General features: G+C 69.3%; 22 protein-coding genes. 9 read left to right on the top strand and 13 right to left on the bottom strand.

From position 1 onward, the window contains the following. Nucleotides 1–16: 16 nt before the first annotated feature. Complete coding sequence (locus tag J2S66_RS29630) at nucleotides 17–478, bottom strand: hypothetical protein (RefSeq protein WP_310310950.1); 462 nt, start codon at nucleotides 476–478, stop codon at nucleotides 17–19. Nucleotides 479–709: 231 nt separating this feature from the next. Between J2S66_RS29630 and J2S66_RS29625 the strand changes: the two genes are divergently transcribed. Together J2S66_RS29625 and J2S66_RS29620 are read left to right on the top strand one after the other, a co-directional pair. Beyond that, nucleotides 710–1,516, top strand: a complete 807-nt coding sequence (locus J2S66_RS29625) for a GntR family transcriptional regulator (protein ID WP_310310947.1) — start codon at nucleotides 710–712, stop codon at nucleotides 1,514–1,516. Next, entirely contained in the window at nucleotides 1,513–2,214 is a 702-nt protein-coding gene (locus J2S66_RS29620; protein WP_310310944.1) for an HAD family hydrolase, read from the top strand. The genes J2S66_RS29625 and J2S66_RS29620 overlap by 4 nt, the downstream gene beginning before the upstream one ends. Nucleotides 2,215–2,233: 19 nt before the next feature. On the opposite strand, the gene J2S66_RS29615 is transcribed toward J2S66_RS29620, so the two are convergent. Next, nucleotides 2,234–3,349, bottom strand: a complete 1,116-nt coding sequence (locus J2S66_RS29615) for a DUF5677 domain-containing protein (protein ID WP_310310941.1) — start codon at nucleotides 3,347–3,349, stop codon at nucleotides 2,234–2,236. A 1,045-nt stretch (nucleotides 3,350–4,394) separates the two neighbouring features. On the opposite strand from J2S66_RS29615, the gene J2S66_RS29610 reads away from it, so the two are divergent. Next, nucleotides 4,395–4,613 (top strand): hypothetical protein, encoded by a 219-nt coding sequence (locus J2S66_RS29610; RefSeq protein WP_310310938.1) that lies wholly within the window; start codon nucleotides 4,395–4,397, stop codon nucleotides 4,611–4,613. Nucleotides 4,614–4,696: 83 nt separating this feature from the next. Here the strand turns inward: J2S66_RS29610 and J2S66_RS29605 are convergent, their stop codons facing one another. Beyond that, nucleotides 4,697–6,223 (bottom strand): M28 family metallopeptidase, encoded by a 1,527-nt coding sequence (locus tag J2S66_RS29605; RefSeq protein ID WP_310310936.1) that lies wholly within the window; start codon nucleotides 6,221–6,223, stop codon nucleotides 4,697–4,699. A gap of 212 nt (nucleotides 6,224–6,435) precedes the next feature. Here J2S66_RS29605 and J2S66_RS29600 point away from each other — a divergent pair, with 212 nt between their 5' ends. After that, nucleotides 6,436–7,404, top strand: coding sequence for an NAD(P)H-quinone oxidoreductase (locus tag J2S66_RS29600; RefSeq protein ID WP_310310933.1), 969 nt, complete (start codon nucleotides 6,436–6,438; stop codon nucleotides 7,402–7,404). Nucleotides 7,405–7,500: 96 nt separating this feature from the next. Here the strand turns inward: J2S66_RS29600 and J2S66_RS29595 are convergent, their stop codons facing one another. After that, a complete protein-coding gene (locus J2S66_RS29595; RefSeq protein WP_310310929.1) occupies nucleotides 7,501–8,142 on the bottom strand; it encodes a class I SAM-dependent methyltransferase in 642 nt (213 codons plus the stop codon). Between the two features lie 13 nt (nucleotides 8,143–8,155). Then, complete coding sequence (locus J2S66_RS29590) at nucleotides 8,156–9,355, bottom strand: cysteine desulfurase-like protein (RefSeq protein WP_310310927.1); 1,200 nt, start codon at nucleotides 9,353–9,355, stop codon at nucleotides 8,156–8,158. A gap of 113 nt (nucleotides 9,356–9,468) precedes the next feature. On the opposite strand from J2S66_RS29590, the gene J2S66_RS29585 reads away from it, so the two are divergent. The 5 genes from J2S66_RS29585 to glfT1 all read left to right on the top strand — a co-directional run bounded on the left by J2S66_RS29585 (nucleotide 9,469) and on the right by glfT1 (nucleotide 13,686). Continuing rightward, nucleotides 9,469–10,002, top strand: a complete 534-nt coding sequence (locus J2S66_RS29585) for a bacterial proteasome activator family protein (protein ID WP_306744271.1) — start codon at nucleotides 9,469–9,471, stop codon at nucleotides 10,000–10,002. Between the two features lie 106 nt (nucleotides 10,003–10,108). Further along, nucleotides 10,109–10,981: a TylF/MycF/NovP-related O-methyltransferase gene (locus J2S66_RS29580; RefSeq protein ID WP_310310923.1), complete on the top strand. Its 873-nt coding sequence runs from the start codon at nucleotides 10,109–10,111 to the stop codon at nucleotides 10,979–10,981. Between the two features lie 59 nt (nucleotides 10,982–11,040). After that, on the top strand, nucleotides 11,041–11,952 hold the full coding sequence (gene wzm, locus J2S66_RS29575; protein WP_310310921.1) for a galactan export ABC transporter permease subunit Wzm/RfbD: 912 nt from the start codon (nucleotides 11,041–11,043) through the stop codon (nucleotides 11,950–11,952). 18 nt (nucleotides 11,953–11,970) lie between these two features. Beyond that, nucleotides 11,971–12,786 (top strand): galactan export ABC transporter ATP-binding subunit Wzt/RfbE, encoded by an 816-nt coding sequence (gene wzt / locus J2S66_RS29570; RefSeq protein WP_310310918.1) that lies wholly within the window; start codon nucleotides 11,971–11,973, stop codon nucleotides 12,784–12,786. Between the two features lie 3 nt (nucleotides 12,787–12,789). After that, nucleotides 12,790–13,686, top strand: a complete 897-nt coding sequence (gene glfT1 / locus J2S66_RS29565; protein WP_310310917.1) for a galactofuranosyltransferase GlfT1 — start codon at nucleotides 12,790–12,792, stop codon at nucleotides 13,684–13,686. A gap of 91 nt (nucleotides 13,687–13,777) precedes the next feature. Here glfT1 and J2S66_RS29560 read toward each other — a convergent pair whose 3' ends face one another. The 8 genes from J2S66_RS29560 to J2S66_RS29525 all read right to left on the bottom strand — a co-directional run bounded on the left by J2S66_RS29560 (nucleotide 13,778) and on the right by J2S66_RS29525 (nucleotide 24,362). After that, complete coding sequence (locus tag J2S66_RS29560; RefSeq protein WP_310310914.1) at nucleotides 13,778–15,631, bottom strand: glycosyltransferase; 1,854 nt, start codon at nucleotides 15,629–15,631, stop codon at nucleotides 13,778–13,780. Between the two features lie 70 nt (nucleotides 15,632–15,701). Continuing rightward, the gene (locus J2S66_RS29555; protein WP_310310912.1) at nucleotides 15,702–17,573 is read right to left on the bottom strand and encodes a glycosyltransferase; all 1,872 of its coding nucleotides are present in this window, start codon (nucleotides 17,571–17,573) and stop codon (nucleotides 15,702–15,704) included. Between the two features lie 6 nt (nucleotides 17,574–17,579). After that, nucleotides 17,580–18,767 carry a UDP-galactopyranose mutase gene (glf, locus tag J2S66_RS29550; RefSeq protein WP_310310910.1) on the bottom strand — a complete coding sequence of 396 codons (1,188 nt, stop codon included), beginning with the start codon at nucleotides 18,765–18,767 and terminating at the stop codon, nucleotides 17,580–17,582. A gap of 98 nt (nucleotides 18,768–18,865) precedes the next feature. Next, the gene (locus tag J2S66_RS29545) at nucleotides 18,866–19,294 is read right to left on the bottom strand and encodes a DUF2304 domain-containing protein (protein ID WP_310310908.1); all 429 of its coding nucleotides are present in this window, start codon (nucleotides 19,292–19,294) and stop codon (nucleotides 18,866–18,868) included. Nucleotides 19,295–19,303: 9 nt separating this feature from the next. Further along, nucleotides 19,304–20,047, bottom strand: a complete 744-nt coding sequence (locus tag J2S66_RS29540) for a glycosyltransferase family 2 protein (RefSeq protein WP_310310905.1) — start codon at nucleotides 20,045–20,047, stop codon at nucleotides 19,304–19,306. A gap of 20 nt (nucleotides 20,048–20,067) precedes the next feature. Next, the gene (locus J2S66_RS29535; protein ID WP_310310902.1) at nucleotides 20,068–22,005 is read right to left on the bottom strand and encodes a DUF6541 family protein; all 1,938 of its coding nucleotides are present in this window, start codon (nucleotides 22,003–22,005) and stop codon (nucleotides 20,068–20,070) included. A 75-nt stretch (nucleotides 22,006–22,080) separates the two neighbouring features. Continuing rightward, nucleotides 22,081–23,337 (bottom strand): polysaccharide biosynthesis protein, encoded by a 1,257-nt coding sequence (locus J2S66_RS29530; RefSeq protein ID WP_310310899.1) that lies wholly within the window; start codon nucleotides 23,335–23,337, stop codon nucleotides 22,081–22,083. Next, on the bottom strand, nucleotides 23,337–24,362 hold the full coding sequence (locus J2S66_RS29525) for a glycosyltransferase family 2 protein (protein WP_310310897.1): 1,026 nt from the start codon (nucleotides 24,360–24,362) through the stop codon (nucleotides 23,337–23,339). Before J2S66_RS29525 ends, J2S66_RS29530 begins: the two co-directional genes overlap by 1 nt. Nucleotides 24,363–24,417: the final 55 nt, after the last annotated feature.

Below are 24,417 nucleotides of genomic sequence, written 5' to 3'. Positions count from 1 at the left end.
AGACGGCCGCGTCACCTCAGGCCGCCTTCTGCTCGCCCTGGGGCTTCTCGCCCGAACGCTTGGGAGCCCCGCCCACCTGAGGCGACACGATGCCAGCAGCCCGGATCACGAACCCCTGGTACTTGTACCGATCCCCCATGACCCGAGGCTCAACGGTCAACCCGTCGAACGCCACCGGCCGCACCTCGACACCAGGCATCACCGCTACGGCCGAGGGAGGCACCGGCTGTACGTCAGCCAGGATCGTCACCGTCACCGACGCGTCCCGCTCCTTCTCGGCGGACGGGTCAGTCACGACCACCTTCCACTGCCGCTTACCGGTCCGCTCGTCCACCTTCTGCTTGGCCTGGCGACCACGCGCCTTGTCGTCCGCGCTCATGTACTCCATGTCCGGCGCGACCTCACCGACCATCAGTGCCCCCATCGGGAACACCTGGTCAAACGCCGCCTCGAACCGCGTCCCGTATGGAACCGCCACGCTCGCCACCTCCATCACTCGCCAGCTCGTCTGTCTGAGCTAGACAACTTGAAGGTAAGACAGCTTGGCTAGACAGGTCAAGCAAGTGTCACCCATATGGGTGAGCTAGCTCCCTAGGCCGGCTAGACAAGTCACCTAGTCTGGTCGCGTGGCGTTGCACTTGTCAGCAACGCCTGGCAGACAAGGAGACTTGTGGTGGCGCTAGACCCCGATGACCCACGACCGCCGTACATGCAGGTGGCGAACGCTCTACGGGCAGCCATCCTGACCAAGGTCTTCAAGGCCGGGGACAAGCTGCCGTCACGCGCCGAGCTGGCCAAGAAGTACGACGTTGCACCGATGACCGTGCAGAGCGCCCTACGCGAGCTGCGCGACGAAGGCTTGATCGTCTCCCGACAGGGCAGCGGCGTCTTCGTCCGAGAGCGCACCGAGCGCCCGGTCGGCCTGCGCCCTCACATCGAGCAGGCGTTCACATCCGACCGCGTGACGATCGACTTCGCTGGCTTCTCCGGCGAGACCTTGCACGGCATCCTCCAAGAGCCGCTGGACAAAATCCGCATCGGCCGCCTAACCCCCGAAACGATCCACGTCCGCATCCTCGTTCCGGACCCCACCGTCCCGTGGTCAGTTCCCGTAACCGTCGAGCACCAAGCCGACAGCCCGGCTTTCCGCGCACGCGCCGCCGAGATCATGCGCCGCCACACCCTCGCCATCGTGGACAACGTCACCGAGCTAGGTGCCCTCGGCTTGGTCAAAGAAGCCACCGCCGAAGTCCGCGTCCACCGGACCGCACCACTATTTAAGCTCTACCTGGTCAACAACGACGAAGCCTTCTTCGGCTTCTACCCCGTCCGCGAACACGTCCTATCCCTCGACGGTCAGCCCCAAGCCATCTACGACCTCATGGGCAAAGACGCAATCCTCTTCCACCACAGCACAACCGACGACGACACCAGCACTGGCAGTCAGTACGTCGAACAGGCTCGCACCTGGTTTGACAGCCTGTGGAATACTATCGCCACCGAGTATCGGCGATGACCAAAAACAATGTGTCTCTGGACAGCTTGGAAACCTTGCGTGACATCCTCGTCAGAACAGAGGGCTTGTTGCTCGATTTCGACGGACCTATGTGCTCAATATTCGCTGACATGCCTGCTAGTTACGTCGCTGATCAACTCCGCCGCGTTCTTTCTGATGAAGAAGGCATCGAGCTAGCAGTTGATCTGAGAATAACTCAAGATCCTTTTGATGTCCTTGCCTATGCTGTAACCCTCGGTAAAGAAGTTGGCTCGTTGGTGGAATCCGTACTAACCACGTACGAAATTGAGGCCGTGAGCACCGTTGGTCTTACCAACGGCGTATTCGACCTAATTTCTTCCTGGCACTACTCTGGTCGCAAGCTGGCGATCGTGAGCAACAACTCCCATAATGCCATCGAGTTTTTCCTCGAAAAACAAGGCTTGACCGATCTTATTAGCGCGGTTTCTGCACGCGCAGGGTCTGACACCTCACTGCTGAAGCCAAATCCATACCTTATTAGGCAGGCTATTGTCGCACTGTCACTTCAGCCGCAAGCTTGCACTATTGTCGGCGACTCAATTGCGGATATAGATGCGGCTAAAGCCGCACAAGTAACCGCGATCGGGTACGTTAACCGGCCAGCAAAAGCATTGGCTCTCAGTCGAGCGTCTGCACTTGTTACATCAATAGAGTACATCGTTGAAGCTCTGGGCTGAACTACGAGATATCCGTCGTCTAGCCATGTCGGGATGATGCTCGTGAGAAAGATAGCCCAGCGTCGTCGACTAGTTGGGCCATGCAATGCAAGCCGACGGTGATGTCGGGATTGTCGTGCGCATCGAAGTCGTAGGCGAGAAGAGCTGAAGTGCACTGGAGCAAACTGATGAGGCTGCCATGCCCTATCTCACCAAGTGCCACATCCCAACGTGCCCCAACGCCAATGAAAGAGCCATAGTCTCGATCAATGACGTTGAGAAGTGCTGCACGAGGACCGGCGTGTACGTAGTGATTGGACTGGCGATAGAAAGGTCGAAGGTGGTCAAGCTTAACCAGCTTTTCGAGCTTAACAAATGTAATCTGTTCTGTGGATGACGTAAAGAGTGGCCGCGCCCATTCATGTGGCTTGCGAAAGGTAGATCCATACTTTGTCAACATCTCATCGTATTGTTCCCTCACTGTCTCTACGTCTTCGGCCGAGAACGGCGTATACCCCAGCCTCTCGACATTCTCCTGGTAATTCTTCATGTCCTCGTATTGCTCTACAACTGCATAGTCTTGATAACGCTCGCCAAGACTAAGGAGGGAATTCTCGGCAAGCAGATTTGTAACCACGGCCAACTCGTGTAGCGTACGCCTCCTGGCGACTGCACCATCCTCAAGACCTCCCCTCATAAGGCATAGGACCTCCTCGGCGACCGTACATGCACGACCGAGTAGCAGGAATAGCATTTCGACCGTGAGGTCTTCAGAGCCTCCGTGCTCCAATGAATTCAGGTAACCTTCGCGAGCCTTATTGCAAAGTTCGTAAGCCAAGTATGCTACTGCCTGGTAGTTCCCAAATGCCGTGCCCCATTTATCTTGAATCTCACTTTCCATCTGCCGTCTTGATTCTGTTAGGGCATCAAGAAGGGTCGACTTCGATTCGTGAAGCGACTGCACGGTGGTTTGCGTTATCGCTGGGAGTGCTTTAATAAAAGCGTCTGCGGTCTTGCGGACCGCCTCATCTACCTCAACCCCTCGATCTATCTGTTCATGTGCGATGTCAAGAAAAATCGAGAAGAATACACTTTTCTCGCTAGTCATTTCAAAGTAAGAATCGGGTTTTTCGTCATCCTGCTCAAGCTTTCCCATCGTCACAATCCAGCCGATCGGTTGCGCTGCTTTCTCTCGGACGTACAGCTTCCATCAAGTACGGCAGATTTCAAGTATCTAGCCCGCGTGTCGCAGTTGCGTGATTCTGCCGAACTTGGCTCTATGGGATCAAGGCGCGCCGCCTGCGGCGGCGCGCGGTGCCGTCCGGCGCACGTTGGCACCGACTCCCCGCATCACGGCACGCCGGGCTCCCGCTTCGCTCCGCCCGTCGGCCGCGCGCGGAGTCGGTGCACGTGGTCGGGACGGCGGCGCGCTGATGGTGACGCAGTGAGCCGCGGAGCTGCTTCCGGCCGCTGGATTCCGTGACGATCGCGTGGTCGCACGGCCAACGTGGCTGGGCGCGGCGATCGACGCCCGCCGACGCTCCGCGCCTGCGGCCAGCGGTGGTGGCTGGTCGCTTAAGGGGGCGGTCTGTTACCCGTTTGCTCCAATTGATGCGCGGGTTCAGTCGAACGACTGGGCGCGGTCGAGCTGGAGGACTGGACATGAGCGAGGCAGAAGACCTGAGGGTGATGACCGATGCAGCCACCAGGAGGGACGCAGCACAGCGGGCCTATACAGCGGCCGCAAGTGTGGCACCGCTACGCCACGGAGAGGAGTCTCCTGCACCGCACCCTGAGGCTCGTCGCAGACTCAGGGCTCGCAACGAGGCACGTGCTCACTACAGCCTTGTGAGGGACCGGGAACTGGCTCGTCGGGGAGGCTGGATGCCCTGCCAATGCTGCACGGGACGTACCGGCCAGGTGTAGCTACCGGTGTAGCAACGGGGCTGGACTTGGGTGAACCGGTATGAACGGTCCTAGCGCCGTGAGCTGTGGGAACGGTGGAATCTGAACGGCGCTGGACGAGCAGGGCCGGCCTTGAAAGCGGGAGACGGGCAACCGTCCGGGGGTTCAAATCCCTCCGCTTCCGCAGGGAGGCAAGGGGTGTGACCGGTCTCGGGACCTGGTCACACCCGCCGCACCCGTACTCGGGTGACGTCCGCGCGGATCGTCGCCGCCACCCGGGAGGGGCCGTGGACTCGGTGAGCAGGTATCTCGACCTGGTCGAGGCCGAGATGCGGCGCGACCCGGAGATGCGCGAGGGGCAGGCGCACTACGTCGCCCTGTGCGGGGAGTGGCCGCACCTCCTTGAGCAGGTCGCGGGCACCGAGCGGGACTGCTTCACCGTCGACCGGAACCTGCCCGCCTTCCTCGCCTGGGTGGAGGAGGCGTTGGCCGCCGAGGCCGGGCGGTCGGCGTAGCACCGGGTTTCGCGGGTTCCACGACGCTCCGGCACGAGGGCCGGCCCCGGGCGGGACCGGCCCTCGTGGTGGAACCGCCGGGATCAGGCGGTTTCGGCGTGCGTGTGGGGCTCGACGTGCAGGGCGCGGGTCTTCGCCGCCGCCCGTGCCTCGGCCCGCTTGGCGCGCGGCGGGACGCCGTTCACGTCCTCCGTGCTCATGGCGTACGACGCGGTGACCCAGGCGAGGGCGTCGGAGTTCCGGTCGAGTGCCTTGCGGTCCACGTTGCCGAGGTTGTCGCCCGGACCGTGGTAGTTCGGGTCGTACGCGACGCCCGCGGTGCCGCCCCACTTGGCCACCTGGGCTTCGGTCTTGAGGACCTCGGCGCCGGTGAACAGGCCGCCGGCGGGGATGCCGTTCGCGATGAACTCGCCGTAGTCCGAGCGGCCGGAGAAGTCGGTGCCCTCGGTCTGGACCTTCTTCTCGACCTGGAGGTAGTCGACGAAGGCCTTCTCGATCTGCGCCGAGCCGTACGGGCCCGCGCCCGCGCCGACGCCGTCCGAGTCGTCGCCGTCGTAGACGAAGTAGCCCGCGTTCGGCGAACCGATCATGTCGAAGTTCAGGTACAGCGCGATGTCCAGCTGCTGCTCGAAGGTCAGCGACCGCACGTATTCGGTCGAGCCGACGAGACCCAGCTCCTCGGCGCCCCACCAGCCGAAGCGCACCGCGTTGTCCACCTTCGGCTTGCCGCCGAGCTGGAGCGCGGTCTCCAGGAGGCCGGCCGAGCCGGTGCCGTTGTCGTTGATGCCCGCGCCGTTCTCGACGCTGTCGAGGTGGGCGCCGGCGAACACGACGTTGTCCTTGCGGCCGGTCTTGGTCTGCGCGATGACGTTGCGCGAGATCCGGTCCTCCTCGTGGTACCGGAGGTCGACCGTCACCGGCTGGCCCGCGAGGCCCGCGAGCGCGGTGCCGTCCGCCTGGGTCACACCACCGGTCGGGACGACGCCGGGCGCGCCGAGCGTCACGCCGGACAGCTTGGCGTCCGGCACGTTGTTGGCGATGATCACGGCGATCGCGCCGGCGGCGGCGGCGTTGCGGTGCTTGATGTCGAACGTGCACGCGCCGCGGCGGATCAGGGCGACCGCGCCGGTGAAGTCCTGGCCCGCGAAGTCGGTCGCCTCGCAGCCCGGGGTGCCATCCTCGGGGACCACGCGCAGCGGGCCGGTGATGCCGCCGGCCGGCGTCTGCGGCGAGAACTCCAGCGGGATGTTCTCGTACGTCGTGGTGCCGACCGTGGCGGTGGCGGCGTCGGTGATCTGCACGGGGTAGGTGAACTCCGGCGTCGACACGTCGAAGCCCGCGCCGCGCAGCTTGCCGGCGACGTAGTCGACGCTGGCGTCGTAACCGCTGGTGCCGGCCGCGCGGTTGCCGTCGTTGCGGTCGGCGATGCGCTGGAACGCGATCAGGTGGCGGTTGACCCCTTCCAGCGTGACGTTCTTGGTGAGCTTCTTGGCCAACTGGGGACCGTCGAGCGCGGTCGGCGCCGCGCCGGCGGTCGGGACGGCGACCAGTGCGAGGGACGCGGAGGCCGCGAAGACGACCGCCCGTCGGATCCCGGTTCTAGCTGACATGATCGAGTTCCCCTTCACTCGGTTGCCGAACCCTCACAAAGCAACCCGGTGAAAGCAATCCGTCAATCGATGGGTTCGCGCCCCGTGAGCAGGGACGAGCACGGTGTGACGCCTTTCACGACGAGGTCCCGGGCGGGTCGGCGGAACCCTCGGGCGGTACCTGGCGTGGTGGTGACCGCGCGGTGCCGGCGCGACCGGATTAACGTCGGGGCATGCGCGCGATCACCACTCGGGAACCCGGCGGACCGGACGTGCTGTCGTGGGAAGAGGTGCGGGACCCCGAACCCGGTCCCGGCGATGTGCTGGTGGAGGTCGCGGCGACCGCCGTGAACCGGGCCGACCTGCTCCAGCGCCAGGGGCACTACCCGCCGCCGAAGGGCACGTCCGACGTGCTGGGGCTGGAGTGCTCGGGCACGGTCGCCGCGGTCGGCGAGGACGTCCGGGACTGGCGCGTGGGCGACGAGGTGTGCGCGCTGCTGGCCGGCGGCGGGTACGCGGAGCGGGTCGTCGTGCCGGCCGCGCAGGTGCTGCCGGTGCCCGAGGGGGTGGACCTCGTCACGGCCGCGTCGCTGCCCGAGGTGGCGTGCACGGTGTGGTCGAACGTGGTGATGCTGGCCGGCCTGGAGGCCGGCGGGACGTTCCTGGTGCACGGCGGCGCGGGTGGGATCGGCACGCACGCGATCCAGGTGGGCAAGGCGCTGGGCGCGCGGGTCGCGGTGACGGCGGGCTCGGCGGAGCGGTTGCGGCGCTGCGCCGAGCTGGGTGCGGACGTGCTGGTGAACTACCGGGAGCAGGACTTCGTCGAGGTGGTCGGCGCGGCGGACGTGGTGCTGGACAACATGGGCGCCGCGTACCTGGGGCGCAACGTCGACGTGCTCGCGCCGGACGGCCACCTGGTGGTGATCGGCATGCAGGGTGGTGTGAAGGGCGAGTTGAACATCGGCAAGCTGCTGGCCAAGCGCGGGTCGGTCAGCGGGACGGGCCTGCGGTTCCGGCCGGTGGAGGGGCGCAACGGCAAGGGGCGGATCGTGGCCGAGGTGCGCGAGCACGTGTGGCCGATGATCGCGGACGGCCGGGTGAAGCCCGTGGTGGACCGCGTGCTGCCGATCGAGCGGGCGGCGGACGGGCACCGGGCGCTGGAGGAGGGGGACGTGTTCGGGAAGGTCGTGCTGGAGGTCTGAGTCGCCGGGCGCGAACGTACGACTCGCGGGGCGCGAACGCGCGACTCGCCGGGCGCGAACGCGCGACTCGCGCGGCGTGGGCGTACGACTCGCGGGTCAGTCCAGGGCTGCGGCGGTGGCCAGGAAGGTTCGGGGTGTGGTGCGGAAGCGCAGGGAGAACTCCTCCGCCCACCGGACCAGCACCGTCTGCTCGCCCGGCTGCTCGGCGTCGTCCACCAGCACCGCGGCGCCCGGCGCCAGCACGCCCCGGAAGACCGGGAGGGCCGGGTAGCGGGCGTCCCCCAGCAGGGGGCCGTCCACCAGCAGCAGGTCGACCAGGCCGTAGCGCTCCACGTAGTACGACACCTCGTCGTGCACGAGCCCCGGGTCGTACCAGTGGGCGCTGCCGAGGGCCGCCGGGTGCGGGGACAGGGGTGCGTGCACCACGCGCGCCACGTGCCCGAGGCCCTCTCGGCGGAGCTGGCTGGCCACGAACGCGGCCGTGCGCTCGTCGTGCTCGACCGACAGCAGGTGGCCGAAGCCGCGCCGGGCGAGGAGGCGGGCCAGGATCACCGAGGACGCGCCGCTGCCGCACTCGACCAGCACCGTGCGCGAGCCGAGGAGCACCTCGTCCACGACGGCGGCCAGGGCGGCCGGGCGCAGCTCGTGCGCCGTGTTGGGCAGGTACTCCGACATCAGCGGGGCCAGGCGGTGGAGTGCGGCTATGTCGGCCAGTTCGCGTGACAGCAGGTCGTCCAAGCCGGCCTCCACCTCACCCCAGCTCGGCGACCGCCCGCACGAGCTCGTCCACCTCGACCGCGTTCGTGTAGTGCGCGAGGCCCACGCGGATCGCCCCGCCGACCTCCCCCACCCCCAGCACCGAGAACACGCCGTGCTGCCCGGAGTCCGCGAACGCGCACACCCCGCGCTCCGACAGGTGCTCGACGCCGTCGGTCGCCTTCACCCCGGCCACCGTGAACGCCAGCGCCGGCACGCGCCGCATGGCGTCCCCGATCACCATGACGTGACGGAGCGATCGCAGTTCGTTGATGAGGTTGGCCAGGAGACCCGCCTGGTAAGCCTTGACCGAACCCAGGGATGTGAGCAAGCGCTCCCTTCGGGGACCCACGGCCGCGTCGTCCAGCCCGGCCAGGTAGTCCACCGAGGCGACCAGCCCGGCCAGCAGCGGGTAGGCGTGCGGGCCCAGTTCGAGGCGCTCGGGGCCGCGCGCCCCCGGTTCGACGGCGACCGACGGCAGCAGGTCGAGCATCGACGGGTCGCGGAACACCAGCGCGCCGACCGGCGGGCCGCCCCAGTTGTTGGCGGACACGGCCACCACGTCCGCGCCCATCGACGTGACGTCGAGCGGCACGAAGGGCGCCGCCGAGGAGGCGTCGACCACGACCAGGGCGTCGGTCCGGCCGGCCGCCTCGGCGATCTTGCGCAGGTCCGGCCTGGTGCCGACGGAGCCGGACGCGGCGGTCACCGCGACCAGCTTGCACCTGGGCGTGATCAGCTCGTCGTACTGCCAGGCGGGCAGCTCGCACGTCTCGATGTCGACCTCGGCCCAGCGCACGACGCTGCCGGTGCGCTGCGCGGCCCGCTGCCACGGGTTGATGTTGGTCGGGTGGTCGAGCCGCGAGACGACGACCTCGTCACCGAGGAACCAGCCGTCGGACAGGGCGTCGGCGAGCCGCTGGAGCAGCACCGCGGAACTGGGGCCGAGCACGACGCCGGCCGGGTCGGCCCCGACCAGGTCGGCCACGGCGCGCCTGGCCGCGTCGACGATGGCCTCGGCACGTTGCGAGGCGGGGAATATGCCACCCGGCCCGGAGACGGGTGCGCGCAGCGCGGTGGAGACGGCCGTGGCCACCTGTTCGGGTACTTGCATCCCCGCAGGAGCGTCCAGATGAACCCAGCCGTCGCCGAGCGCGGGGAACAGGCCGCGGACTCGTGCGACGTCGAACGCCATGCCGCACACCGTACGGAGGACGTCGGTGGCGCGACAGCAGGGGGCCGCGGTTTCGCGCCCCGTTCCGCCACCCGGTTCGGCGGTGGCCACCCGATCGCGCCAGGATGGACGGCATGAGCGAGGCAGAGAACGAGCGGCACGTGGTGGTGGTCGGGCCCGACGGGAAGCCGGTGGGCGCCGCGCGCGTGCCCGTGGGCGACGACGGGCCCGGCCAGGACGTCACGGACCTGGTGGAGCAGCCGGCGAAGGTCATGCGCATCGGCACGATGATCAAGCAGCTGCTGGAGGAGGTGCGCGCCGCTCCCCTGGACGAGGCCAGCCGCAACCGGCTGAAGGAGATCCACAAGCGGTCCATCGAGGAGCTGGAGGACGGCCTGGCCCCGGAGCTGCGCGACGAGCTGGAGCGCCTGTCGCTGCCGTTCACGGAGGAGGGCACGCCGTCGGACGCCGAGCTGCGGATCGCGCAGGCGCAGCTGGTGGGCTGGTTGGAGGGCCTGTTCCACGGCATCCAGACGGCCCTGTTCGCCCAGCAGATGGCGGCCCGCGCGCAGCTGGAGCAGATGCGCGGCCGGGCGCTGCCGGCCGGTTCCGGTGGCGGCGACGCGGAAGGCGGTCCGCACATCCGGGGCACGGGCCAGTACCTGTAGTCCCGGCACGGCGGGCCGGCGGAGGAGGTGGCGGCGGGCGCGGGCTGGACAACGGGCACCGTCCTGCCCGACTGTGGGCACCGCCACCCACGAGAGGAGCCGACCAGTGCTCGAAAGAGTCCGCCACAGCCCGTTCGTCGACGAGTTCCGGAAGCGGGTGCGGGGCAAGGTCCTGAGGGCCATCGACGACGTCGTCCGGCCCTACCACCACGAGCAGGCCCAGCGGATCGAGCGGCTCCAGCAGGAGTTGGCGGCGCTGCGCGAGCGGGCCGAGCACGCCGAGCAGGCGGTGGACCGGGCGGTGAACGCCACCATCCAGCACGAGATCCGCGCCCGGCGCGACCTGGTGTTCGCGGGTGAGCAGGAGGCCGCCCTACAGAGCGCCCGGTTCGTGCGCCGGCACCTGCCGACCGCCCCGCACTTCGACCACCCCCACGCGACGCTGGAGCACGGCCTGGAACTGGTCGAGGCCGAGGGCATGGCGCTGGAGTTCGGCGTCTACACCGGCGGCACGCTGAAGATCATCGCCACCGCCCGCGAGGGGCGTGACGTGTACGGCTTCGACTCGTTCGAGGGCTTGCCCGAGGACTGGCGCAACGGCTTCCCCGCCGGCATGTTCGGCGTGGACGGCCTGCCGGACGTGGACGGCGCGGAACTGGTCGTCGGCTGGTTCGACGACACGCTGCCGGGTTTCCTGGAGGAGCACCCCGGCCCGGTGGCCTTCCTGCACGTCGACTGCGACCTGTACTCGTCCACCAGGACGGTGCTGGACCTGGTCGGTCCGCGCCTGGTGCCGGGCAGCGTCATCGTCTTCGACGAGTACTTCAACTACCCGGGGTGGGAGGAGCACGAGCACAAGGCGTGGATGGAGCACGTCGCGCGCACCGGGATCGAGTTCGACTACCGCGGGTACACCTATGACCACGAACAGGTGATCGTCAAGGTGACCGGCGTACCGGAAGCCCCCCGGGAGGGTTGACCGTACCGTGACGGCCCGGCGACAGGGTCCCCACCTCGTCGCCGGTAGTCTCACCTCTCGTGCAACCCACGAGTACGGTCGAGCGGCCGGCCGCTCCCCTGGCGCCCAACTCGCGCACCTTCGCTCGCGCGTTCGCCGACGTGCGCGACGCCTGGCGGCAGCGGGAGCTCTGGGGTCATCTCGGCTGGCAGGACATCAAGCAGCGGTACCGCCGGTCGATCATCGGCCCTCTGTGGATCACGATCTCGATGGGCACCACGGCCCTCGCGCTCGGCCTGCTGTACTCACAGCTGTTCAACCAGCAGATCAGCACGTTCCTGCCGTACGTGACGGCCGGGTTCATCATCTGGAACTTCATCCTCGGCGTGGTCACCGAGGGCACCGAGGTCTTCATCGCTAACGAGGGCCTGATCAAGCACCTGCCCGCGCCCATCACGGTGCACGTGCTGCGCATGGTGTGGCGCCAGGTGCTGTTCCTGGCGCACAACCTGATCGTCTACGTGGTCGTCGTCACGATCTTCTTCCCCACGCTGATCGAGCCCTACCAGATGGAGGGCGACCCGGTGACGCAGCCGGGCCTGTCCTGGATGGCGCTCATGGCGATCCCGGGCTTCGTGCTGGTCGTGGTCAACGCGGTGTGGATGGCCCTGCTGTTCGGCATCATCAGCACGCGGTTCCGCGACATCCCGCCCGTCATCAGCAGCTTCATCAACCTCGTGTTCTTCATGACGCCGATCGTCTGGCACGTCGGCGTGCTCAACAAGGTCACCGACGGCGAGGGGAGTTGGCGCACCCTGATCGCCGAGCTGAACCCGATCTTCCACTTCGTCGAGATCGTCCGGGCGCCCATGCTGGGCCACGCCCAGGACTGGCACCACTGGGTGGTCGTCGGCGCCATCACCGTCGTGGGGTGGACGCTGGCGCTGGTCGCCATGCGCAACTACCGCGCCCGCGTCTCCTACTGGGTCTGAGTGAGGCCGTAAGCAATCATGGTCAGCATCGACGTCTGGAACGCCTCGGTCGACTTCCCGATCTTCGACGCCAAGTCGAGGTCGCTGAAGAAGCTCGCGCTCGGCAAAGTCGGCGGCAAGATCGGCTCCGAGGGCCGCGTGCCGATAATCGAGGCACTGCACGACATCAACATCTCGCTCGGCCACGGCGCCCGGGTGGGCCTGGTGGGGCACAACGGCGCCGGCAAGTCGACGCTGCTGCGGCTGCTCGCGGGCATCTACGAGCCCACGCGGGGCAGCTCGCGCATCATCGGCAAGGTCGCGCCCGTGTTCGACCTCGGCGTGGGCATGGACCCGGAGATCTCCGGGTACGAGAACATCATGATCCGCGGCCTCTTCCTCGGCATGACCCGCAAGGAGATGGAGAAGCGGGTCGACGACATCGCGGAGTTCACCGAACTCGGCGACTACCTGTCGATGCCGCTGCGGACCTACTCCACCGGCATGCGGGTCCGCCTGGCGCTGGGCGTGGTGACGTCCATCAACCCCGAGATCCTGCTGCTGGACGAGGGCATCGGCGCGGTCGACGCCGCGTTCATGGCCAAGGCGCGGGACCGCCTCAAGGACCTCGTCGGCCGCTCCGGCCTCCTGGTGTTCGCCAACCACTCCGACGAGTCCCTGCTGGAGTTCTGCGACACCGCCATCTGGATGGACGAGGGTCGCGTGAAGATGCACGGCGACCTGCGCGAGGTGCTGACCGCGTACAAGGGGCACGACCCGTTCGAGTACCTGAGCGAGGAGACGCGCGAGCGGCTGGCCAAGTCGAAGGTCGCTAACGGGAACGGTGGCGAGTAGATCGTGAGCGCACTGCCGAAGGGGTCCGTCGTCGGGGTCGTGGTGACCCGGCACCGACGTGAACTGCTGGCCGACTCCCTGAAGGTGCTGGCGTCGCAGACCCGGCCGCTGGACCACCTCGTGGTCGTGGACAACGGTCCCGACCAGCCGGTCGGGGACCTGGTGGCGCAGTCCCCGATCCCCACCACCTACCTCGCGTCGCACCGCAACCTGGGCGGCGCGGGCGGCTTCGCCCTCGGCATGCTGCACGCCCTGTCGCTGGGCGCCGACTGGCTGTGGCTGGCCGACGACGACGGCCGCCCCGCCGACGAGACGGTGCTGTCCGTGCTGCTGGGCGAGGCGGAGCGCCGCGGGCTGGCGGCCGTGTCGCCCGTCGTGGCGAACATCGACCGGCCGGAGAAGCTGGCGTTCCCGCTGCGGCGCGGGCTCACCTGGAAGCGCGACTCCTCCGAGCTGGGCGACGACTTCCTGCCCGGCATCGCGTCGCTGTTCAACGGCGCGCTGTTCAGGGCCTCCGCGATCGACGTGATCGGCGTGCCGGACTACCGCCTGTTCTTCCGCGGCGACGAGGTGGAGATCCACCGGCGCATGGTGCGCACGGGCATGCCGTTCGGCACGTCGCTGAAGGTGGCCTACCTGCACCCGGACGGCTCGGACGAGTTCAAGCCGATGCTCGGCGGCCGGTTCCACGCCCAGGACCCGGAGAACGCGGTCAAGCGGTACTACACGTACCGCAACCGCGGGTACCTGCTGTCCCAGCCGGGCATGCGCAAGCTGGGGTTGCTGGAGGCGTTCCGGTTCGGGCTGTACTTCATCGGCGTGCGGCGCGACCCGAAGGCGTTCGTCGAGTGGCTCAAGCTCGTGCGGCTCGGGCAGCGGGAGCGGTTCTTCCGCCGGTAGGACCGGGTCGACGGCGAGGAGTTCGTGGTCGACTCCGGCCGCGTGGTCGCCGCGCACTTCGAGTGAGCGGCGGCCACGCGGTCGGGCCGGGTCAGTTCTCGAAGACCTTGCGCCACCGCTCGGCCGACGTCAGCTCGGGCAGCGCGTCGCGGTACAGCCGGCGCAGCCGCGGCCACTCCCGGCCGAGCCTGCGGTAGTTGCGCACCGCGCGGGCCATCAGGGTGCGGAACTGCTCCGGGTCGCGCTTGTAGAACGCGACCCCCGTCCCGTCGGCGGTGGACACGGTCGCGCTGTCCAGGTTGCCGAGCAGGAACCACCGGGCGTCGAGCGCGGGCACGTTGAGCTGCGGGCGGTCCCCGGTGGCCGGCTGCGGCGGGCGCAGGTTGTGCAGCACGGACTTCGCCGCGCGCACCGCGATGGCGGCCTTGCGGCTGGTCGGCTGGAGCAGCGCCTCCGCGCGCACGGCGTCGAAGGTGGGCGGGGGGAACTCGCGGGCCGATTCCAGGCGCCGCGCGTCGCTGAACCCGTCGCGCAGGCGGCGCACCTCCGGCAGGGCGGTGCGCAGCGAGTCGAACAGGCCCGCCGGCCCGTCCAGGAAGTCCTCCAGCGCCTTCTGCTGGAGCGCCACCGTCGAGTACTCCATGGACAGCAGGTGCCGCAGCGACAGCTTCAGCCCGTGCTTCACGATCCACGACCGCACGTCGTACGGGCTGTGCAGCGCCGCCAGGACCAGGCGGTTGCGGGTGTGGAAGTACGCCTGCCAGTCGGTGGAGTCGTTCTTGTCCGTCCACGGCATGTGCCACACCGCCGAGCCCGGCAGCGACACGGTCGGGTAGCCGTGCTCCAGCGCGCGCAGCGAGTACTCCGCGTCGTCCCACTTGATGAACAGCGGCAGCGGGTAGCCGACGCGCTCGATCACCTCGCGCGGGAACAGGCACATCCACCAGCCGTTGTACGTCGCGTCCACCCGGGGGTGCAGCGCCGGGGTCTCCCGCAGGGACGACGTGGCGAAGTCGTGGTCGGTGACCGCGCCGGGGGCGGCCCGCCAGAAGCAGGTGCCGAGGTCGACGATCTCGGCGGAGCTGTGCAGGCGCGTGCGCGCCTGGAGGTTGAGCATGTGGCTGCCGACGATGACGGGCTTGGCCGCGGCGCGCGCGAACGCGTTGGAGCGCAGCACCGCCTCCGGTTCGAGCCGGATGTCGTCGTCCATGAGCATGACCTGCTCGACGTCGCTGTTCTCGATCGCCTCGAACATGCCGCGCGTGAAGCCGCCGGAGCCGCCCAGGTTGTCCTGCTCCACGACGGTCAGGCGCGGGCCGAGCACGCGGGCGACCTCGTCGAAGCCGTCGACGGACCGCACCTTCACCGCGCCCTGGTCCGCGACGACGACCTTGCCGACCACGTCGAGGACGGCCGGGTCGCTGCCCAGCGCCGCCAGCGCGGCCACGGCGTCGTGCGGGCGCATGGTGGTGATGGTCACCGCGACGCGCTGCGGCGGCAGCGGCGTGCGCACCGCCCACTCCGCGTCCCGGACGGCCAGCGGCGACTCGTGGGTGGACACGTCGAACCAGATGAACCCGCCGTCCTCGAACGGCTTGAGCGACACCTCGAACTCCAGCGCCGTCCACTCGGACGCGTCCTTCACGAACCGGCCGTCCAGGTGGACGACGTCGCCGCTCGGCTTGGAGCGGTACACGTCGATCCGTCCGGAGCCCCGCACCTCCAGCCGCAGGACGACCTCGCCGACGGCGGTCCAGCGCTTCCAGTAGCTCGCCGGGAACGCGTTGAAGTAGGTCGCGAACGACACCTTCGCGTGCTCGGGCACGGTCAGCGCGCGACGCGAGTCCACCCGGCAGTGCACGTCCTGCGGCTCGTCCAGGTACATCGGCCGGACATCGAGCGGGTCGTCCTCCCGCGGGAGGACGATCCGGTGCACTGCGTCCACGAGGGTTCCCTCCGGGGGACGGGCCGGCCGGGTCCCACCGCGGGACCCGGCCGGCCGACTCTGCCACCAACTACAGGTCGTACAGGCGCTTCCAGTTCGAGCGGTCGGTCAGCTCGCCCATCGCCTCGCGGTAGGCCCGCTGCATCTCCGGGGCCTGCCGGTACAGCTCGCGGATCAGCTTCGTGCCCTGCTTGCCGAGGCGGACGGCGAGTTCGCGGTCCCGGCGGCGGACCCGCACGCCCTCCTGGGAGGCGTCGGTCACCACGGCGGTGTTGAACAACGACACGTGCCACCAGGCCGAGTCCCCCGAGCTGACCGCGCCCACGTCGTGCACGTTCTTGCCGAGCAACTGGTGCACGATCCGCTTGGCGAGCACCGGGGCGAACAGCTTCGGCGCGGGCGGCGCGCTGATCAGCGGGAGGTCCCCCGAGGCGATGCCGGGCACCTCCGACGCCGGGTGCCGCACGGTCTCCGGGTACTCGGCGCGCAGCTTGCGGATGTCCGCCGCCGCCTGGACGCCGCCGTCGCGCAGGAACCCGGGGCCCTTGAGGAAGTCCTCGATGGCCTTGAGCTGCGTGGCGGCCAGGCCGTACTGCATGCCCACCAGGTAGGTGGCCAACTGGGAGGCCATCGACCGGCAGATCCGCTTCGGGTCGAACCGGCTGTGCAGCGCCGACGTGATCAGGGCGTTGCGCAGGTTGAAGTACCGGTGCCAGTCGTCCCAGTCCTTCCAGTGGAAGTCGGCGTGCCACACGCCGGCACCGGGGAGCGTGACCGTGGCGAACCCGTGGGCCCGCGCGCGGTAGCCGTACTCGATGTCATCCCACTGGAAGAACAGCGGCAGCGGGTAGCCGATCGCCTTGACGATCTCCGAGGGGATCAGGCAGGACCACCAACCGTTGTACCCGGCGTCCACCCGCCGGTCCTGGACGTTGCGCTTGCCGGTCTCCTCGTCGAAGCCGGTGAGGTCGGCGTCGTGCAGCGCGCCCTCCACGACCTGGCCCGGGGCCAGCGTGTCGAGGTTGGCGTACTCCGCGCCCACGTGCAGGTGGTTCGGGTGGAGCAGGTAGAGCATCTGGCCGCCGACGATGACCGGCTGCGCCGTGCGGTTGGCGAACGCGGTCGTGCGGATCACGATCTCCGGCTCGCACAGCACGTCGTCGTCCATGAACAGGACGTTGGCGTGCTCGGCGCCGTCCAGCTCGGTGACCTCGTACAAGCCGCGGGTGAAGCCGCCCGCGCCACCGAGGTTCGGCTGGCGGATGTAGCGGAGCTTGTCCCCGAGCGCGGCGGCGACCTCGGCGAACCGGGGGCGCGACTCGACCGCGTCGGTGCCCTGGTCGACCACGTAGACCGCATCGACCAGGGCCAGGGGCTCCTGGTCGGACGCGAGGGCCGCCATCGTGTTGAGGCAGTCCTCGACCCGGTTGAAGGTGCAGATCACCACCGCGGTGGGGCGGACCTTCGCCGGCGGCGCGACCGTCCACCGGGCGTCCTCGACCACCAGCCGGTCCTCACCCGTGGTGAGGTCGAACCAGAGGCCGCCGCCGTCGGTGAACTTGTCGATCTTCGCCGTCAGGGTGACGACCTGCCGGGTCGCGTCCGCGACCTGCTCGGCCGCGACCGTGCGGGACTCGCCCTCGGCGTCGGAGGCGACGACCGCCACGGTGCCGGAGCCCGTCAGCGTGACGCTCAGCTCCACCTCGGGGCTCACGCACCACCGCTGCCAGTAGGTGGCGGGGAACCGGCCGAAGTAGGTGTTCATCGAGACGACCGCGTGCGGGTGCAGCACGAGGCGGTGCCGCTCGCGATCGGCCACCCCCCGGGAGACCTCGGCGTAGAGGTCCTCCGAGACGATCGGCGACGGGCCGGCGAACAGCCCGCGCTGGGCCAGGAGTTTCTCCGGAGCCTCGTGCTCGACGAGGGTCGAGTTGCCCGACATTGCTACTCAGTCCTCCAGCGAACCGTCCAGCGCCCGACCGGAGGTCAGGTGCGGGACGATCTTGTTGTCGAACACACTCAGCGCGGAACCGATCGCCATGTGCATGTCCAGGTACTTGTAGGTGCCCAGCCGGCCACCGAAGACGACGTTACGCTCGGCGGCCTCCACGCGCGCGAGTTCGCGGTACCGCTCCAGCTTCGCCCGGTCCTCGGCGGTGTTGATCGGGTAATACGGTTCGTCGTCCTTCTCGGCCGCGCGGGAGAACTCGCGCACGATGACCGTCTTGTCCGACGGGTACTCGCGCTCCGGGTGGAAGTGCCGGAACTCGTGGATGCGGGTGTAGGGGACGTCCGCGTCGTTGTAGTTCATCACCGGGGTGCCCTGGAAGTCGCCGACCGGCAGGACCTCCTGCTCGAAGTCCAGCGTCCGCCAGCCCAGCCAGCCCTCGCTGTAGTCGAAGTACCGGTCGAGCGGGCCGGTGTACACGATCGGGGTACCGGCCGGGATGTCGTCGCGGATGTCGAAGAAGTCGGTGTCGAGGCGGACCTCGATGTTCGGGTGATCCGCCATCTTCTCCAGCCACGCGGTGTAGCCGTCGACCGGCAGACCCTCGTAGGTGTCGTTGAAGTAGCGGTTGTCGAACGTGTAGCGGACCGGGAGGCGGCTGATGACCGCGGCGGGCAGTTCCCGGGGGTCCGTCTGCCACTGCTTCGCGGTGTAGTCGCGGACGAACGCCTCGTACAGCGGACGCCCGATCAGGGAGATCGCCTTCTCCTCCAGGTTCTTCGCGTCCTTGGAGTCGATCTCGGAGGCGTGCTCGGCCACCCACGCGCGGGCTTCCGACGGCGACAGGTACCGGCCGACGAACTGGGCGATCAGCCCGAGACCCATCGGGAACTGGTACGCCTGACCGTCGTGCATCGCGAAGACGCGGTGCTGGTAACCGGTGAATTCGGTGAACTGGTTGACGTACTCCCAGACCCGCTTGTTGGAGGTGTGGAAGAGGTGTGCACCGTACCGGTGCACCTCGATCCCGGTCTCCGGTTCGGCCTCCGAATAGGCGTTGCCGCCCAGGTGGGACCGACGCTCGACCACGAGCACGCGCTTGCCGAGTTGGGAAGCGGTGCGTTCGGCGACCGTCAGACCGAAGAAGCCGGAACCGACGACGATCAGGTCAAAACCATCGAAGCTCACGGAGCACGAGGCTACCCGGACGTGGTGGCCACCTCGCACCCAGGGGCGTGGCGTCCGCCGGGGTTCCCCGTCCCCGGCGGACCCGTGCCGCACCCCCGTCAGGAGGACCGCAACGACGAGTCGTCGTGCCTGTCGCCGCCCCCCTGGGCGGCCCGCTCCAGGGTCAGGACGCGCTCCTCCAGCGCCCGCCGCTCGCCGTCGATCTCGCCGCGCTGGAGGGCGATCTCCTCGACCGCCGTGCGGACCTCCTCCTCCAGCCTGCCCACCTCGGTGCTCAGGTGCAGGGCGACCAGGCCGAGGACGGCCACGGCGAGGAACAGCACGAAGTTCGAGGGGGTGATGATGCCGGTGATCCGGGTGAGGAACTCCGGCACGCCCGGCACGGCGGCCAGGACGGTGACCCCCACCGCCAGCAGCAGCCAGATGCTCGCGTACTTCTCGCGCAGCTTGCGCCGGCGCATCATCTCGAAGACGAGGAAGAGCACCAGCACCGCGACCACGATGCTCATCAAACGCCACGAAGCCACCACGACCCCCTACGCCGCATCGGACCGGTCGGCCGCCGGCGCGCGGCGGACCAGGGCGAGCAACAGTGCGAGTCCGGCACGGCCCAGGTAGACGGCCGAGCGGATCGGCGAGGTGCTGGGTGTGCCGGACTGGCGCTCCAGCATGACCACCGGGATTTCCCTGACCACCAAACCCGCGCGCAGCGCGAGCACCAGCGACTCGATGGTGTCGCCGAGGTACTCGGCGGGGTAGTTGTCCGCGAACAGCGCGACCGCGCGCGGTCCGGCGGCCTTGAAGCCGGAGGTGACGTCGGTGAGCTTCGTCTTCGCCAGCCGGGTCAGCACGAAGGACAGCACCACCATGGCCCAGCGGCGCGGGCCGCTCGCCTTGTAGCTGCCCTTGCCCGCGAAACGGGAGCCGATCACGATGTCGGCCGACTCCAGGCCGTGCAGGAGGGCGGCGAGCTCGTCCGGGTCGTGCTGGCCGTCGGCATCGACCTGGACCACCACGTCGTAGCCGTGCCGAACGGCGTACCGGAAGCCCGTGCGCATCGCGCCGCCGACCCCGAGGTTGACCGCGAGCCGGGCGACGTCGGCGCCCGCCTGGCGGGCCTTCGCGGAGGTGTCGTCGGTCGAGCCGTCGTCCACGACGAGGACCCCGGCGGCCGGGATCGCCGCCTTCACCTTGGCCACGACCGAGGCGACGTTCCCCGATTCGTTCAAGGCGGGGAGCACGATCAGGACGCGGCCGGCCCTCGTGAGCGTTCCTTGCACCTCAACACCCTATCGTCAGTTCAGCGGTTCGGCTCCGGGGTGGGCTCGCCATCCGCGACCACCCCTTCCTGGCCCTCGATCTCGTAGATCGTCGCGCCCTCGTTCTCGAAGACCTCCCGGAAACCCTCGGTCCGCCCGAGTCCCACCAGGCCCTGGGCCGTCTTGCGCTCCGGGCGGACGAAGCCGCGACCGACGATGACGTAGCGGACCCTCAGCTCGTCCAGTTCCTCGCGCACGCGCGGCGAGGTCGCCACCTTGTTCAGGTTGCGCGCGAGGTAGGTCTGGGGGGAGTCGGGCGGGGTGCCGTAGAAGGTCCACACGACGGGCTCCACCTTCGCCACCGCGTACATCCACGCACTGCCGTCCACCACGTCGTTCATCACCCGCTCGCCGGGGCGGACGCGCTCGCCGAGCCACCGGTACGCCTCCTGCTCGGCGGCACTCACCGTCGGGCCGTTGCCGTAGGTCTGGGCGAGCCGGGAGCTGTTGCGCCCCACGTACGCGCCGCTGACGGCCGCGAGCAGCAGGAACACGACCAGGCTCGCCGCCACCGCGACCCGCTCGGTCGGCCAGGACGACGGGATGCGCGAGCGCCGGCGCTCCACGAGCCACCCGCCCGCGGCGGCGGTGAACACACCGAACGCGATCGACCCCGGGAGCGGCAGCAGCGCGGCCAGCCTCCAGTGGTCGTTGTAGAAGAACCCGGTCAGCTGGTGGACCAGCGGCGTCTCCAACGACACGGTGGCCGCGTACAGGACGCCGAACACGGCGTAGACGACCACCATCCAGGTCATCAGCCGCCGGCGCACCATGACGAAGATGCCGAGCAGGGCGGGCAGGCCGATCCACCACTGGGGGAACGCCACGACCCCGGAGAAGGTGAGCATCTGCCCGAACGCGCCGGCGGGCGTCGCCTCGGAGGACCACAGCGCGGCGGTCACACCGGAGGCGGCGCCCAGTGACGGCAGGATCAGCGGCACCGAGACCACGAGGCCCAGCAGGACCGTGGCCAGCAGCGTCGGCCACGCCCGGCGCCAGTCGATCGGCACCTGCCGGAACACGCAGCACAGGAAGATGATCAGGAGCAGGGCGAAGACGATGACGGCCAGGCTCGTCTGGAGGCCGACCATCCCCGCCACGACGACCGCGATCGCCACGGGACCGGTGACGCCGCGCGGCTCGACGAGGTACTTGACCAGCGCGAGCAGGGCGGGGATCAGGGCGATGCCCGCCACGTACGGCCACAGGGGGCCGCGCCACAGCGAGTCGTAGGGGAACGGGGAGAACCAGGTCGACACGGCTGCGGCGAACGCCACCGCGAGCGGCGGCAGCCGCCAGGCGAGGCCCAGGGCCGCGATGCCGACCGGCCAGATGAGGACCGTGCTCAACGCGCCGAGGTTGAGCAGCACCGGCAGGCTGGTGCCGGCCTCGTCGAGCAGCAACGCCAGCAGTTCGTGGTAGGTGCTCGGGTAGAAGTACGAGGTGTTGTCCGGCTGGTTGCCGATCGCGCCGGCCGTGGACACCACGGACGTCTGGTGCTCGGCGAGCCAGCGGACGAGGTTGCCGTGGTGCGGCGCGTCCCAGTCCTGGCTCAGCCGGTCGAGGCTGCCGATGCCGCGCAGGAACGTGACCGCGCCGACCGCCAGGCCCACGGCGAGTCCCGCGGCGACCACCAGGTGGTCGCGCAGCGGCAGCCGCTCCTCCGGCTCGGCCGGGCGACGCCGGTTCACGAGGTGGGACACGACGAACGCGACCACCGACGCCACGGCCGCCCACGCGGCGAAGGTGGGCACGGTCCAGGGGAGGCCGACCTTCCCGATCAGCAGGCCCCCGATGGACACCAGCCCGTAGGTCAGGGCGGGTGCCGCCCCGGCGAGCACCCACCCGCGCAGCCTGATGGCGGCTCCGAACGCGAGGCCGGGCAGCCAGTACATCAACAACAGGAGTGCAGCACTCATCGAAGTCGTGACCTGTCAGTCGGATTCGGGCGCTCCCCAGCCCCCGTGCGAGCGCAGACTACCGGCCAGGTCGAGTCAGCCGTCATCGCCCCGGCGCCAGACCGCGACGAAGGCCACAAGCACGCCGACCGCCGCTCCCACCAGCAGTCCGATCACCGAACGGGTGATCGTGTCGGCGGGCCACCACGCCAGCGCCGCGAGGCTCGGCGCGGCCGTCGCGGCCCAGGTCCGCAGCACCGCGCCCGCCCGGCCGCGGGCCACCAGCACCGCGGCCAGCATCTGGACCCCGGCGAGCAGCACGGACGAGAGCACCAGCGCCCCGACCGCCCAGCCCGCGACCACGAAGCCCTCGCCGTAGACGAACCGCACGACCCACGGTCCGGCCGCCGCGCCCGCGACGGCGCCCAGCGCGCCGAGGACCGCGACGGCCACGAGGCCCTTGGCCAACCAGCCGCGCAGCTTCCCGCGCCCTTCGCCGGTCGCCGACAGCCGCACGATCGCGGGCACCGCCAGCGCCTGCACCGGCAGCAGCGCCACCAGCGGGAACCGGGCCAGGGTGAGTGCGGAGAGGAAGGCCCCGACCGCCGCCGGGTCGTCGGCGGGCGCCAGCAGGCTCACCATCGCGGGGAACCCGGTCACCACCGTCGCGGTGAGCGCGGAGCCGGCCATGAGCTGCGTCACGGTGGCCGACACCGGTCCCCAGCCCCGGCCCGCGCCGCGCCGGTCCACCAGCCGGGAGGCCGGGGCCGCGACCACGAGCCAGGCGAGCGTGCCGGCCGCGACGGCGACGGCGAGCGACACGATCTGCGCCAGGCCGAGCACGACGAGCAGGACCGCGAGCACGAGGCGGACCGTCGGCTCGGTCATGGTCAGCCCGGAGTAGGGGCCGACCCGGTTGTGCCCGATGAGCAAGCCGCGCACGGCGAACAGGACGGTGTAGCCGAGGCCGCCGCACAGCGTCACGAGGGCGAGCTCGAAGTGGTCCGGGAAGAGGCGCTCGTTGACCGGCGGGATGAGCAGCAGCAGCCCGAAGAGGAGCACGAGCCCTGCCGCGACACCGACGACGCGCACGGCGTCCGGGCCGGTGCGCCCGCCCTCGATCTCGGCCTGGGCGGCCAGTCGCGAGACCTCCTGCTCGACCGGCGAGATGGCGCTGCCGAGGCCGAAGACCAGGCCCCAGAACGCCAGGAAGACCTTGTAGTCGACCGGGCCCAGGACCCGGCCGCACAGGATCATCAGGCCGTAGCCGAACACCGACGCGACCAGCAGCGCGCCGGTGACCGGGCCGAGCGAGCGGGCGCGGCGCACCCGCGTCCCGGGCGCGTCCGGCATCAGCGGCGGACCTTGGCCTTGAGGGCCAGCAGCAGGCCGCGGACCGCGCCCGCGCCGAAGCTGGCGGCGAACACCGGCAGCATCCGCGACACCGCGGTGGCATCGGCCGTGCTGCCACCGCACGCCTTCACCACGCCGCCCGCCGCGGCGGTGCCCGCCAGCCCGACCACCGCGGCGGTCCTGGGCCGGGTGGCGAGCAGCGTGATGCCCGCCGCCCCCGCGCCCAGCGCGGCCAGCGCCATCTTCCGGCTGGTGCCCGGGTTGCCCAGGTAGCCGTCGATGAACGTGGTGCCCCGGAAGTACGCGTGCTTGGCGAACTTCGCCAGCGATTCCCGGCCGTGGTAGTAGGAGCACGAGAAGTCGGGCGAGATGTGAATGCGCTCGCGCTCCGCGATCCACCGGATCAGCCTGGTGTCGTCGCTGGCGAACCGGATGTCGTCGAACATCGAATCGAACGCTGCGGACGCCGATTCCAGCATTTCCTTCGGCGCGCAGAAGAAACCGGAGCCCTTCGGGAAGGCGTCGAACTCCTCGATGCCGAACGACATCAGCCTCGGCTCTTTGAGGTAGCGCCGCCACAACACCTGCAACAGGCCGTTCCAGAAACCGGCGTAGGGGTTCCCGTCGGACTCGACCCGCACGTGACCGTTCCAGACGACCCGCTCCGGGTGGCCGACCAACTGCTCCTTGAGGAACGCCAGCGAGTGCGGGTCGACCACGACGCGGCTGCCCAGGATCAGCACCCGCTCGCCGCTCGCCTTGCGGATCGCCGCGCGGACCGTCTCGAACCGACCGCGGTTCTCCTGGTGGACGACCACCACGCCGTGACGATCGGCGTAACCGTCCAGCAGGGCCGGGGTGCCGTCGGTGCTGCCGTCGTCGACGACGACGACCTCGACCTTCCAGTCCGCCTCCGCCGCGGCGACCAGGACGGCGTCGATCGAACTGCCGATCCACTTCTCCTCGTTGTACGCGGGGAAGACGACACTGAGCGTTGGCGCCTGGGAGGCGATGGTCTGGCTCACGGCCGTGGAGATTACACTCGGTCGGGTCCGCAGCCGCGCGCGGCTGAGCTGGTTC

The sequence above is a fragment of the Saccharothrix longispora genome (genome assembly GCF_031455225.1).
Classification (GTDB): Bacteria; Actinomycetota; Actinomycetes; order Mycobacteriales; family Pseudonocardiaceae; genus Actinosynnema; species Actinosynnema longispora.
This window is presented reverse-complemented; position numbering and strand designations above follow the sequence as displayed.

What these genes read in the sequence shown, in the direction of transcription:
- J2S66_RS29625 (WP_310310947.1), top strand. Translation starts at nt 710, where the DNA reads ATGCAGGTGGCGAACGCTCTACGGGCAGCCATCCTGACCAAGGTCTTC.
- J2S66_RS29620 (WP_310310944.1), top strand. Translation starts at nt 1,513, where the DNA reads ATGACCAAAAACAATGTGTCTCTGGACAGCTTGGAAACCTTGCGTGAC.
- J2S66_RS29615 (WP_310310941.1), bottom strand. Translation starts at nt 3,349, where the DNA reads ATGGGAAAGCTTGAGCAGGATGACGAAAAACCCGATTCTTACTTTGAA.
- J2S66_RS29605 (WP_310310936.1), bottom strand. Translation starts at nt 6,223, where the DNA reads ATGTCAGCTAGAACCGGGATCCGACGGGCGGTCGTCTTCGCGGCCTCC.
- J2S66_RS29600 (WP_310310933.1), top strand. Translation starts at nt 6,436, where the DNA reads ATGCGCGCGATCACCACTCGGGAACCCGGCGGACCGGACGTGCTGTCG.
- J2S66_RS29590 (WP_310310927.1), bottom strand. Translation starts at nt 9,355, where the DNA reads ATGGCGTTCGACGTCGCACGAGTCCGCGGCCTGTTCCCCGCGCTCGGC.
- J2S66_RS29585 (WP_306744271.1), top strand. Translation starts at nt 9,469, where the DNA reads ATGAGCGAGGCAGAGAACGAGCGGCACGTGGTGGTGGTCGGGCCCGAC.
- wzt (WP_310310918.1), top strand. Translation starts at nt 11,971, where the DNA reads ATGGTCAGCATCGACGTCTGGAACGCCTCGGTCGACTTCCCGATCTTC.
- J2S66_RS29555 (WP_310310912.1), bottom strand. Translation starts at nt 17,573, where the DNA reads ATGTCGGGCAACTCGACCCTCGTCGAGCACGAGGCTCCGGAGAAACTC.
- J2S66_RS29535 (WP_310310902.1), bottom strand. Translation starts at nt 22,005, where the DNA reads ATGAGTGCTGCACTCCTGTTGTTGATGTACTGGCTGCCCGGCCTCGCG.
- J2S66_RS29530 (WP_310310899.1), bottom strand. Translation starts at nt 23,337, where the DNA reads ATGCCGGACGCGCCCGGGACGCGGGTGCGCCGCGCCCGCTCGCTCGGC.